The sequence below is a fragment of the Promicromonospora aerolata genome (assembly GCF_042682255.1).
Taxonomy (GTDB): Bacteria; Actinomycetota; Actinomycetes; order Actinomycetales; family Cellulomonadaceae; genus Promicromonospora; species Promicromonospora aerolata.
Genome location: NZ_JBHUHF010000001.1, coordinates 1,985,871 through 1,997,957, shown reverse-complemented (window position 1 = coordinate 1,997,957; position 12,087 = coordinate 1,985,871). Strand labels below are relative to the sequence as shown.

At 68.9% G+C, this 12,087-nt stretch carries 9 protein-coding genes; 7 read left to right on the top strand and 2 right to left on the bottom strand.

The window, feature by feature from the left end:
* Window positions 1-70 precede the first annotated feature (70 nt).
* From tig to clpX, 4 genes are all read left to right on the top strand, one after another.
* On the top strand, window positions 71-1,471 hold the full coding sequence (tig, locus tag ACFSL2_RS09075; RefSeq protein ID WP_377197539.1) for a trigger factor: 1,401 nt from the start codon (window positions 71-73) through the stop codon (window positions 1,469-1,471).
* A 231-nt stretch (window positions 1,472-1,702) separates the two neighbouring features.
* Window positions 1,703-2,338 carry an ATP-dependent Clp protease proteolytic subunit gene (locus tag ACFSL2_RS09070; RefSeq protein ID WP_377187652.1) on the top strand — a complete coding sequence of 212 codons (636 nt, stop codon included), beginning with the start codon at window positions 1,703-1,705 and terminating at the stop codon, window positions 2,336-2,338.
* Between the two features lie 43 nt (window positions 2,339-2,381).
* Window positions 2,382-3,101: an ATP-dependent Clp protease proteolytic subunit gene (locus tag ACFSL2_RS09065; protein WP_377197538.1), complete on the top strand. Its 720-nt coding sequence runs from the start codon at window positions 2,382-2,384 to the stop codon at window positions 3,099-3,101.
* A gap of 285 nt (window positions 3,102-3,386) precedes the next feature.
* Window positions 3,387-4,676: an ATP-dependent Clp protease ATP-binding subunit ClpX gene (clpX, locus tag ACFSL2_RS09060; RefSeq protein ID WP_377197537.1), complete on the top strand. Its 1,290-nt coding sequence runs from the start codon at window positions 3,387-3,389 to the stop codon at window positions 4,674-4,676.
* Window positions 4,677-4,781: 105 nt separating this feature from the next.
* On the opposite strand, the gene ACFSL2_RS09055 is transcribed toward clpX, so the two are convergent.
* Window positions 4,782-6,614, bottom strand: coding sequence for an AMP-dependent synthetase/ligase (locus ACFSL2_RS09055; protein WP_377197536.1), 1,833 nt, complete (start codon window positions 6,612-6,614; stop codon window positions 4,782-4,784).
* A gap of 163 nt (window positions 6,615-6,777) precedes the next feature.
* Here ACFSL2_RS09055 and ACFSL2_RS09050 point away from each other — a divergent pair, with 163 nt between their 5' ends.
* From ACFSL2_RS09050 to ACFSL2_RS09040, 3 genes are all read left to right on the top strand, one after another.
* Window positions 6,778-7,125, top strand: a complete 348-nt coding sequence (locus tag ACFSL2_RS09050; RefSeq protein WP_357450302.1) for a chorismate mutase — start codon at window positions 6,778-6,780, stop codon at window positions 7,123-7,125.
* A gap of 202 nt (window positions 7,126-7,327) precedes the next feature.
* On the top strand, window positions 7,328-8,509 hold the full coding sequence (locus tag ACFSL2_RS09045) for a baeRF2 domain-containing protein (protein WP_377197535.1): 1,182 nt from the start codon (window positions 7,328-7,330) through the stop codon (window positions 8,507-8,509).
* Between the two features lie 195 nt (window positions 8,510-8,704).
* Complete coding sequence (locus tag ACFSL2_RS09040; RefSeq protein WP_377197534.1) at window positions 8,705-9,211, top strand: DUF1877 family protein; 507 nt, start codon at window positions 8,705-8,707, stop codon at window positions 9,209-9,211.
* Window positions 9,212-9,330: 119 nt separating this feature from the next.
* Here ACFSL2_RS09040 and valS read toward each other — a convergent pair whose 3' ends face one another.
* Complete coding sequence (gene valS, locus ACFSL2_RS09035; protein WP_377197533.1) at window positions 9,331-12,084, bottom strand: valine--tRNA ligase; 2,754 nt, start codon at window positions 12,082-12,084, stop codon at window positions 9,331-9,333.
* Between the last annotated feature and the right edge of the window lie 3 nt (window positions 12,085-12,087).

Sequence of the window (12,087 nt, the reverse complement as noted above, 5' to 3'; positions counted from 1 at the left end):
CATCCCCGCGCCACCCCGGGACGCAGTACGCCGGCGTGCGCGCACCCCCGACATTCTGGAGACCATCGAAGTGAAGAGCGCCGTCGAGACCTTGGAGCCCACCAAGGTCAAGCTGACCGTCGAGGTGGACTACGACGAGCTCAAGCCGAGCATCGATCACGCCTACGAGCACATCGCGGAGCAGGTGAACATCCCCGGGTTCCGCAAGGGAAAGGTGCCCCCGCGCATCATCGACCAGCGGGTCGGCTGGGGCGCCGTGATCGAGCACGCCGTGAACGACGGCCTCTCCGGTTTCTACCGTGACGCGCTCGGCGAGACCGACCTGCGTCCGCTCGCCCAGCCCGAGATCGATGTCACCGACGTCCCGGCCAAGGCCGGCGAGGGCCAGCTGAAGTTCACGGCCGAGGTCGAGGTGCGGCCCGAGATCGAGCTGCCCGACCTGTCCGACGTCGACCTGACCGTCGAGTCCACGGAGGTCACCGACGAGGACGTCACGGAGCGCATGGACGCTCTGCGCGAGCGCTTCGGCACCCTCGTGGGCGTGGACCGCCCGGCCGTCGAGGGCGACTACATCGTCATCGACCTCAAGGCCCTCATCGGTGACGAAGAGGTCGACTCCGTGTCGGGCGTCTCGTACCAGATCGGCTCCGGCAACATGCTCGAGGGCCTGGACGAGGCCCTGACCGGCCTGTCCGCCGGCGAGACCACCACCTTCAAGGCGCCGCTCGCGGGCGGCGACCACGAGGGCAAGGAGGCGGACGTGACCGTCACCGCCACCTCGGTCAAGCAGCGCGACCTGCCCGAGGTGGACGACGACTTCGCCCAGCTCGCCTCCGAGTTCGACACGCTCGACGAGCTCAAGGACGACCTGAAGACCCAGGTCGCCGGCATCAAGACCTCCAACCAGGCCGTCACCGCCCGGGACGCCCTCATGGAGAAGCTCCTGGAGACCGTCGAGGTCCCCGTGCCCACCGGTGTGGTCCAGGCCGAGGTGCACCGCCACCTCGAGTCCGAGAGCCGCCTGGAGGACGACGAGCACCGCGCAGAGGTCACCGAGGACGCCACCAAGGCGATCAAGAACCAGATCCTGCTCGACACCCTCGCCGAGAAGCTCGAGGTGCAGGTGAGCCAGGGCGAGCTCGTCGAGTACCTGGTGAGCGCCTCGCAGCAGTACGGCATGGAGCCGAGCGAGTTCATCCAGACCCTCGAGCAGGGTGGCCAGATCCCCGCGATGGTGGGCGAGGTCGCCCGCTCGAAGGCCCTCGCCGTCGCGCTGCGCCAGATCGAGGTCAAGGACGCCGACGGCAACGTCGTCGACCTGAGCGAGTTCATCGGCTCGGAAGAGGCCGACGACGCCCAGGCCGCGCTCAACGACGCCATGGCGCAGGCCCAGGAGGCCGCCACGGACGCCGAGGTCACCGAGGACGCCGAGGGCTCCGCACCGGAGTCGTCGGAGCCCGCGAAGGCCTGACGTCCCCCCGGCCCGGCAGGGCCGAAGCATGACGCCGGACGGCGGTCCGTGCCCTCGCGCAGAGGGTGCGGACCGCCGTCCGCGTTCCCCCCGACTTCGCTCTGGGCAGCACCGATGCGCTGTAGGCGAAACGGGCTCCGAATCAGGAGTTCCGGTGGGCGGGGGCACGTTAGGGTCGAGCGACACGACGTCGTAGGACGTGGTCCAAAGACGAGAGTCAGAACCGAGGAGATGGACGTGAACGATCTGCTGCGGATGGATGCTGGGCCGGTAGCGCGGACGGAGGGTGCTGGCTTCGGGCTCAACGACTCCATCTACAACCGGCTGCTCAAGGAGCGCATCATCTGGCTGGGGTCGGAGGTGCGCGACGAGAACGCGAACGCGATCAGCGCGCAGATGATGCTTCTCGCGGCCGAGGACCCCGACAAGGACATCTGGCTGTACATCAACTCGCCTGGCGGCTCCATCACGGCCGGCATGGCGATCTACGACACCATGCAGTTCATCAAGCCGGACGTGGCGACCGTCGCGATGGGAATGGCCGCCTCCATGGGACAGTTCCTGCTGTCCTCCGGCACGAAGGGCAAGCGCTACATCACGCCGCACGCCCGCGTGCTGATGCACCAGCCGTCGGGCGGTGTCGGCGGTACCGCCACCGACGTGCGGATCGGCGCGCAGCTCATCATGCACATGAAGAAGGTGCTGGCCGAGCTGACGTCCGAGCAGACCGGGCAGCCGATCGAGAAGATCATCAAGGACAACGACCGCGACAACTGGTTCACGGCCTCCGAGGCGCTGGAGTACGGCTTCGTCGACCACGTCGTGGAGAGTGCCGCGCTGGCCGGCGGCGGCGGCATGGCCAGCTGACCGCCCGGAAACTCATCAAGACCTGATCGACGAGGAGACCATCGTGAGTCCTGAAGCCCAGTTCGTCGCAGCCGCAGAGCGCCTTGCCGGCGCACGCGCCCGTTCGGGCGCGGGGCTGCCTTTCGCTACCGCCGGTGCCATGCCGTCCGCACGCTACGTGCTCCCTCAGTTCGAGGAGCGCACCCCGTACGGCTTCAAGCGCCAGGACCCGTACACCAAGCTGTTCGAGGACCGCATCATCTTCCTGGGTGTCCAGGTCGACGACGCGTCCGCCGACGACGTCATGGCGCAGCTGCTGGTCCTGGAGACCCAGGACCCGGACCGCGACGTGATGATGTACATCAACTCGCCCGGTGGCTCGTTCACGGCCATGACGGCGCTGTACGACACCATGCAGTTCATCAAGCCGCAGATCCAGACCGTGTGCCTGGGGCAGGCGGCGTCGGCCGCCGCGGTCCTGCTCGCCGCCGGTCAGCCCGGCAAGCGCCTCGCGCTGCCGAACTCGCGCGTGCTGATCCACCAGCCCGCGATGGAGGGTGGCGGCTACGCGCAGGCCTCGGACATCGAGATCCACGCGAATGAGCTCATCCGCATGCGGGAGTGGCTCGAGCTGACGCTCTCGACGCACTCCGGCAAGTCGCAGGAGCAGGTGCGTGACGACATCGAGCGCGACAAGATCCTCACCGCGGCCCAGGCCAAGGACTACGGCCTGATCGACGAGGTGCTGGAGTCGCGCAAGCCCGTCGCGGTCGTGACCAACTGACCTCTCCGGTCGGTTCGGTCGAGGCCGCATCCCGACGCCGGGGCACGCCACCAATACCGGTGGACGACGGGCCCCGGCGTCGGGCATGGTGGGACACGCTGCGTAGAAGATGACAAAATTGTCATGAAGTGGTGAAAGTCGGTCGTGCGACCCGCCGGGCCGCCGGGCTGACAACAGGCCACCTGTGGTGTGGAATGGATCTGAGACCGCTCGACGTTGCGGATCTGCTGGGTCAACCGGCCTGTGCGGGACTCCGTGAGGGTGCACAAGGCGAGGAGACAGGTAGTGGTGCGAATCGGTGACGGCGCGGAACTGCTGAAGTGCAACTTCTGCGGCAAGTCGCAGAAGCAGGTAAAGAAGCTGATCGCCGGGCCGGGCGTGTACATCTGTGACGAGTGCATCGAGCTGTGCAACGAGATCATCGAGGAAGAGCTCGGTGAGGCGGCGGAGCTCGGCCTGACGGAGCTGCCTAAGCCGCGCGAGATCTTCGACTTCCTCGAGCAGTACATCATCGGCCAGGATCCCGCCAAGCGCGCCCTGGCCGTCGCCGTCTACAACCACTACAAGCGCATCCAGGCGGGCGAGGCCGGTCGGTCCATCAGCCCGGACGACCAGGACCCCGTCGAGATCGCGAAGTCCAACATCCTGCTCATCGGCCCCACGGGCACGGGCAAGACCTACCTGGCGCAGACGCTCGCGAAGATGCTGAACGTCCCGTTCGCCATCGCCGACGCGACCGCCCTCACCGAGGCCGGCTACGTGGGCGAGGACGTCGAGAACATCCTGCTCAAGCTCATCCAGGCGGCGGACTACGACGTCAAGAAGGCCGAGACGGGCATCATCTACATCGACGAGGTCGACAAGGTGGCCCGCAAGGCGGAGAACCCGTCGATCACGCGCGACGTGTCCGGCGAGGGCGTGCAGCAGGCGCTCCTGAAGATCATCGAGGGCACCACCGCCTCGGTACCCCCGCAGGGCGGGCGCAAGCACCCGCACCAGGAGTTCATCCAGATCGACACCACGAACGTGCTGTTCATCGTGGCGGGTGCGTTCGCGGGCCTGGACGACATCGTGGCCGCCCGGTCCCGCAAGCGCGGCATCGGGTTCAGTGCCCCCATGGAGTCCATCGCGGGGGACGAGGACCTCTTCGCCGAGGTGCGACCCGAGGACCTGCAGAAGTACGGGCTGATCCCCGAGTTCATCGGCCGGCTGCCCGTCATCGCGTCGGTCTCGCCGCTGGACCGCGACGCGTTGGTCCGGATCCTCACCGAACCGAAGAACGCGCTCGTGAAGCAGTACAAGCGCATGTTCGAGATCGACGGCGTGGAGCTCGAGTTCGACGAGCCCGCCGTCGGCGCCATCGCCGAGCAGGCCCTGCTCCGCGGAACCGGCGCACGCGGGCTGCGGGCCATCCTCGAAGAGGTGCTCCAGCAGGTCATGTTCGACGTGCCGAGCCGCGACGACGTCGAGCGGGTGGTCATCACCCGCGACGTGGTGCTCGACAACGTGAACCCCACGGTGGTGCCGCGCAAGAGCCCGGTGCGTGGCCGTCAGCCGCGCGAGAAGAGCGCGTAGCCGCACGTCCCCGGGCTCTCCTGGGTGGTCGGTAGAAGGTCAGGTGGTCGGTACCCCGGGGTACCGACCACCTGACCTTTTACCGACCGTGGTCGCCCTGGGCGGTCAGGGCGCCGGGGTCACGTGGTCCCTCCGCGACCTGGTGCTGTACATGGCGTCGATGATCTCGGCGAAATCCTCGAGCACCTTCGAGCGCTTCACCTTGATCGACGGCGTGAGATAGCCGTTCGCCTCGGTGAAGTCGATGTCGAGCACCGTGATCTTCCGGATCGACTCCGCCTGGGAGACCGCCTCGTTCGCGTAGGCGACCGCCTTGTCCAGCTCGGCCAGGACTCGCTTGTGCACGCGAGCCTGGTCCACCGACAGCTGGGGCAGCCCGTTCGCCGAGCACCAGCCGGGCAGCATCTCGGCGTCGAGCGTGACGATGGCGCCGATGAACGGGCGCTGGTCGCCGACGGCCACGACCTGGCTGACGATCGGATGGGCCCGCAGGCGGTCCTCGAGCACTGCCGGGGCGACGTTCTTGCCGCCGGCGGTCACGATGATCTCCTTCTTGCGCCCCGTGATGTGCAGGTGGTCGTGCTCATCGAGCTGCCCGAGGTCGCCGGTGCGGAACCAGCCGTCGGAGAACGCCTCGGCGGTCAGCTCCGGCTGGTTGCGGTAGCCACGGAAGATGTGCGGTCCGCGCAGGAGCACCTCGCCGTCGTCGGCGATGCGGATGTCCGTGCCGAAGAATGCCGGTCCCACCGACCCGATCACGATCTGGCCGGGCCGGTTGACGGTGGTCGGGGCGGTGGACTCCGTCAGGCCGTAGCCCTCGAGGATGGTGACGCACGCACCCCGGAAGAAGTGGCCGAGCCGTTCGCCCAGCGGAGCGCCGCCGGAGACTGCCCACCTGAGCTGGCCGCCCATGGTGGCCTTGAGCTTGCTGAAGACGAGCTTGTCGGCGATGGCGTGCCGCGCCTTGAGCGCGCCGCCGGGACCGTCGGGCAGGTCCATGGCCCGCGAGTAGTCCTCGGCGACCCTGGCCGACCAGTTGAAGATCTTGGCCTTGATGCCCGACGACGCCTTCTGCTCCGCGCTGTTGTAGACCTTCTCGAACACGCGCGGCACGGCCAGGAGATAGGTGGGGCGGAACGAGCCCAGGTCGCCGACGAGGTTCTTGATGTCGGGGGCGTGGCCCAGCACGGCGTTGCCGGCGATCGTCGCGACCTCGACGAAGCGCGCGAACACGTGCGCGAGCGGCAGGAACAGGAGCGTGCGGGCGTTCTCCGCCTGCAGCAGCTCGGGGATGCCGACGGCGGCGTTCATGGTCAGGTGCGCGAAGTTGCCGTGCGTGAGCTCGACACCCTTGGGGCGGCCGGTGGAGCCCGAGGTGTAGATGATGGTCGCCAGGTCGTCGCGTCGTACGGCGTCCCGACGTTCGGCGACGATGCCCGCGGAGAGGTTGGTGCCTGCCTTGCGCAGGTCGAGCACGGCCCCGTCGTCGATCAGGAGGATGTCCTCGAGCCGGGGCAGGCTGGTGCGCACGCCGGCCACCGTGTCGGCGTGCGCGCGGGACTCGACGACGACGAGGCTCACGTCGGCGTCCGACAGGATCCACTGGACCTGTTCGGGCGACGAGGTCTCGTAGACCGGCACGGCCACGGCACCGGCGGCCCAGATGGCGAAGTCGAGCAGCGTCCACTCGTACCGGGTGCGCGACATGATCGCGACCCGGTCGCCGGCCTCGATGCCGCGGGCCGCGAGACCACGCGCGACGGCGAGGACCTCGTCCTCGAACTGGCGCGCCGACACCGCGGTCCACGGGCCGTCCGGGGCGGCACGCCGCTCGATGAGTGCCTCGTCCCCGGAGCGGGCCACGCGGTCCGCAAGGATCGTGTTGATGCTGGTGCCCTCTGGCACCTCCACCAAGGCCGGCGACGTGGCGAGTGTCATCTTCTGCTCTCCGTTGAAGTCTTGAAGAGGTGAAGCCACAGTTCTGGGCCTTCACCAAGTTGCGTGCCTGCTCGGCAGACTGTAGCCGATCTACATTGCAGGTCGGAACAGTCTTCGTCCGTGGCCTTCGCCGGTGGTGGTCCCGGGCGGTTAGCCTCTTCCTGTGTCTGACAACGAACCGACCAGCGCTCCGGTGCCGTCCGAGATCATCCGGCTCCGCGGGAGCATCGACAACATCGACGCTGCTCTCGTGCATCTGCTTGCTGAGCGGTTCAAGATGACCCGGCGGGTCGGCGAGCTCAAGGCCGTGGGCGGCCTGCCCCCGGCGGACCCGTCGCGCGACCAGCAGCAGATCGCCCGGCTCACCGCGATCGCGGAGGAGTCCGGACTCGACCCGGAGTTCGCCGTGCAGTTCCGCCAGTTCATCGTGAGCGAAGTGATTCGCCACCACGAGCTGATCGCCGCGCGGCACAAGGGCGACAACCTCCCTGAGGTCGACACATACGCTTGAAGGTGACCACCACTTGACGCGGCTTTACCCTGCTTGGGGGAGAGGTCGACTTCAGGTGGCGTGTCGTTGGTGTGCAGGTCACCGGTAATTCCGGCGTGGGGGTGGCGCGCGCCCGCAATTCGTCGTTTCCTGGAGGGAACGCCGGGGCGAGGTCGTGCGGTACGGCATCCCTTCGACCTCGGCGGGAGACGCGGAGGTTCGAATGAAGATCGACTGGCTCAAACCCCTCCTCGGCCACCAGGGCCCTTTCGCGACCCTGCACCTGGACGCGACGCCGTCCGAGCAGGCCGCCGAACGTGACGTCGAAGGCCGCTGGAACGCGGCACGCAAGGAGCTGGCGCAACAGGGAGCGCCGCACGGCGTGCTCGACATGATCGAAGAGGTGGTGTCGCGGCCCACCAGGGTCCCCGGGCCGCACGGACGGGTCGTCATCGCCGACGACACCGGTGTGCTGGTGGACCGCGTGGTGAACAACCCGCCGACCGCGACCACGAGCTCGTGGGCACCGGTGCCGGAGATGCTGCAGGCGGCGCTCGCCGCCGACGAGTCCGTGGAGCTGCTCAAGGTCGCCATCGACCGGCAGGGCGCCGACTTCCTCCGTGCGGGGCAGGACGGCAAGGCGCACAGCACGTTCCAGGCTCCGCACGACGAGATCGAGAAGTCCGGCTCCAACGAGGTCAAGCGTGCGCGCATCGAGTCTCGTGCCGAGGACTCCTGGGAGCGCAACGCGGCCGCCGTCGCGGCCGAGATCGAACGCCGGGTGGCCGAGACGCGGCCCGAGCTGGTGCTGCTGACCGGGGACAAGCGGGCGGTGCCGCTCGCGCGTGCGGCGCTGACGACGCCGACGGAGGAGAAGGTCGTCGAGGTGCCCGGCGGCGGGCGCAGTGGCGGCGGCGTGCACGAGGCCGCGTTCGCCGAGCGGGTCGGCGAGGCGCTCGACTCGTACCGTGAGCGACGGCGCGAACGCGTCCTGGCCGAGCTGCGACAGGAGCTGGGGCGGGAGTCGAACGCCGTGACCTCGGTGGACGACGTCGTGGCGGTGCTCGCCCGGGGCCAGGTCAAGGAGCTCGTCCTGGCCGAGGAGTACGGAACGGGTGGCTCGCCGATGAACGGCCGCAAGCTCTGGATCGGGCCGGATCCGATGCACATCGCCGGGTCCCGGTCGGACCTCGAGTCCCTCGGCGTGACCGAGCGGGTCGAGGAGCTGCCTGCTTCCGTGGCGCTCGTCCGTGCGGCGGTGGGACAGGACGCCGGTCTGACGTTCGCGCCGGAGGGTTCGGTCGAGCTCATGGACGGTGTCGCGGCCACGCTGCGCTGGCGCGACGACGGCACGCCCAACGAGGCACTCGCGAGCATGTCGGGAGACGAGCGACGGCTGCACTGACCCCGGGCCGGGTTCGCACGGATTCCGCGCGTGAATTCGGTGTGAACTCTCGGCCAGTTCCCGGCGACTAATACCCCAGAACGGGCAGCGGTGCGTATGGAATTTCCGATTTACCGCGTATGAGCCAATGCTCCTCGGGAATGTGTCCGTTTTGCCCATACACACGGAAACGCATTATCGGTACGGTCACGGGCCATGGGGATGATTCATTGTGAGTACGCGCGGCTTGCCGCCGACGACTTCGACAAGGCACGGACCGATCTGACCTGGGCGCTGGAGCACATCGACGAGCTTGCCGGCGAATGGGTACAGATGGACCTTCCGGCAAAGGAGGCGAAGTACTTCAGCATCGGCACCGTCTGGGGTCCGCTGCACACCGTGCTCCGGGTGCACGGCGAGATGCCCGTGGACCCGGTGCAGGGCGGTGCCGAGCTGGGCCCCGCTGACGGGATCGTACCGGTGCGCTACCTGGGGCCGGAGGACGTCGAGAAGGCAGCGGCGTTCCTGGTGGGCACATCGTTCGACGCTCTGGCACCGCTCGCCGACGCCGCCCACGTGTGCGACGAGGAGGTCTGCCCGGACCCGGCCGAGCACGCCGGCGAGACCGACGCCGAGCGTCTCGCGCACGCCTACGGGGAGCTTGCGGCGTTCTACGGCGCGGCTGCCGAGGCGGGCGACGCAGTGGTTCTGATGCTCAACTGACGTGCCGGGGTAGAACCGTGGCGAGATAGCACCGGGGCGATGGCGCTGATCAGCGCCACCGCCCCCGTTCTATCTCGCCACAGATCCAGCTCACCACGGTTCTACCGTGGCTGGAAGGGTCAGCCCTTGTTGCGGGGCGGGGCCTCGCCCAGCTCGCTGGACGTCACGACGATGCCGCCCTGGACGGCCTGGTCGCCCTGGCCCTCGCCGGCGGTCACCAGGTCGAGCACGCCGGTGACGCGGCCTGCGGCCTTGACGTCCTCGACCGCGGTCTCGACAGCGGTGAGCGATCCGGCCGGTACGGCCAGCGACGCGGCCAGGATGGGCGTACGCATCGACGCCTTCGCCTCCGACTTCACCTTGCGCAGCGCCGCCAGGGCGTGGCCGGCCGCTGCCAGGTGCGTGGGGTCCGCGGTACCGGACGCCGCGCGCAGCGGCTCCGCGACGGGCCACTCCGCACGGTGCACCGAGCCCTCGCGCCACCAGGACCAGACCTCTTCCGTGGCGAACGGGAGGTAGGGCGCCAGGAGCCGCAGCATGGTGTCGAGCGCGATCGCCAGGGCGGTGCGGGCCGACGTCGTCTCCGGGGTCAGGTTCGCCGCATCGGCGCCTGCGCCGTAGGCGCGGTCCTTGACGAGCTCGAGGTAGTCGTCGCAGAACGCCCAGAAGAACGTCTCGGTGAGCTCGAGCGCACGCGTGTGGTCGTAGGTCTCGAGCGCGGCGGTGGCCTGCTCGACCACGTCGGCCAGACCGGCCAGCATGGACCGGTCGAGGGCGACCGTCACGGCCGCCGGGTCGAGCGCGATCTCGCTGCCCGCACCGCCGCCGAACGACAGCGCGAACTTGGAGGCGTTGAGGACCTTGATCGCCAGGCGGCGACCGATCTTCATCTGCCCCACCTCGAACGCCGCGTCCGTGCCCAGGCGAGCCGACGCCGCCCAGTACCGCACCGCGTCCGAGCCGTGCTCCACGAGCAGGTCCGCGGGCGTGACGACGTTGCCCTTGGACTTCGACATCTTCTTGCGGTCCGGGTCGAGGATCCAGCCGCTGATCGTCGCGTTCTTCCAGGGCAGCACCTTGTTCTCCAGGTGCGAGCGCACCACCGTGGAGAACAGCCACGTGCGGATGATGTCCTGGCCCTGGGGGCGCAGGTCCATCGGGTACACGCGGTCGAACAGGTCCTGGTCCCGCTCCCAGCCGCTCACGATCTGGGGAGTCAGGGACGACGTCGCCCAGGTGTCCATGACGTCGGCGTCACCGATGAAGCCACCGGCCTGGCCGCGCTGGTCCTCCGTGAAGCCGGCGGGCGCCTGCGAGGTCGGGTCGATCGGCAGCGACTCCTCGGCAGGCACGATCGGGTGGTCGTAGTCGACCTCGCCGTTCGCGTCGACCGGGTACCACAGCGGGATCGCGACACCGAAGAAGCGCTGGCGGCTCACGAGCCAGTCGCCGTTGAGGCCGTTGACCCAGTTCTCGTACCGCACCCGCATGAAGTCGGGGTGGAAGTCGAGCTCCTTGCCGCGGGCCAGCAGCTCCTCGCGCAGCTCCTTGTCCCGTCCGCCGTTGCGGATGTACCACTGGCGCGACGTCACGATCTCGAGGGGCTTGTCACCCTTCTCGAAGAAGTTGGCCTTGCGCTGCGTGGCCACCGGCTCGGTCGGCATGTCGCCGGACGCGACCAGCGCCTCGACGATCGCCTTGCGGGCGCTGAACGTCGTCTTGCCCGCGACCTCGGCCTCGAACAGCTCGGCGCCGGGACCCGCCGGGAGCCACTCCGGCACCTCGCGCGTGATGCGGCCGTCGCGGTTGATGATCGACCGGGTCGGCAGCTGCAGCTCGCGCCACCACTGCACGTCGGTGAGGTCACCGAAGGTGCAGCACATCGCGATACCCGCGCCCTTGTCCGGCTCGGCCAGGTGGTGGGCGAGCACGGGGACCTCGACCCCGAACAGCGGCGACTTCACGGTCGTGCCGAACAGGTGCTGGTAGCGCTCGTCGTCGGGGTGCGCGATGAGCGCGACGACGGCGGGGATCAGCTCCGGCCGGGTGGTCTCGATGTAGACGGGCTCGCCGCCGGCCTGGTGGAAGGCGATCTTGTGGAAGTGGCCGGGGTAGTTCCGGGCCTCCAGCTCGGCCTGGGCCACGGCGGTCTGGAACGTGACGTCCCACAGGCCCGGGGCCTCGGCCTGGTAGGCCTCGCCGCGCTGCAGGTTGCGCACGAAGGCGCGCTGCGCGGTGGCCCGCGAGCTGTCGCCGATGGTCTGGTACGTCTGGGCCCAGTCCACCGAGATGCCGAGGCGGCGCCACAGCTCCTCGAACTGCTTCTCGTCGTCGGCGGTCAGACGCTCGCACAGCTCGATGAAGTTGCGGCGGCTGATCGGCACCTGGTCGGCGGCCTTGACGCTCTTGCCGGTGCCCTCGAACGGCGGGGTGAAGTCCGGGTCGTAGGGCAGCGACAGGTCGACCCGCACGCCGTAGTAGTTCTGGACGCGGCGCTCGGTGGGCAGCCCGTTGTCGTCCCAGCCCATCGGGTAGAAGACCTCGAGGCCACGCATGCGCTTGAAGCGCGCGACGATGTCCGTGTGCGTGTAGCTGAACACGTGCCCCACGTGCAGGGAGCCCGAGACGGTGGGCGGCGGGGTGTCGATCGAGTAGATCTGGTCCCGCGTCCTGGTGCGGTCGAACGCGAAGGTCTTCTCGGCGGTCCAGCGCTCGTCGAACTTGGCCTCGAGGCCGTCCGCGCTGACCTTGTCCGGTACCTCCTTGACCACCGCGCGTACGACGTCGGCGCCGGCTACCGAGGCGGTCGAGGTGTCGAGGGCGGGTGTGGTCGCGGCCGGGTCCGTCGGCCCGGAGGAGGCAGGAGTGCTCATGCG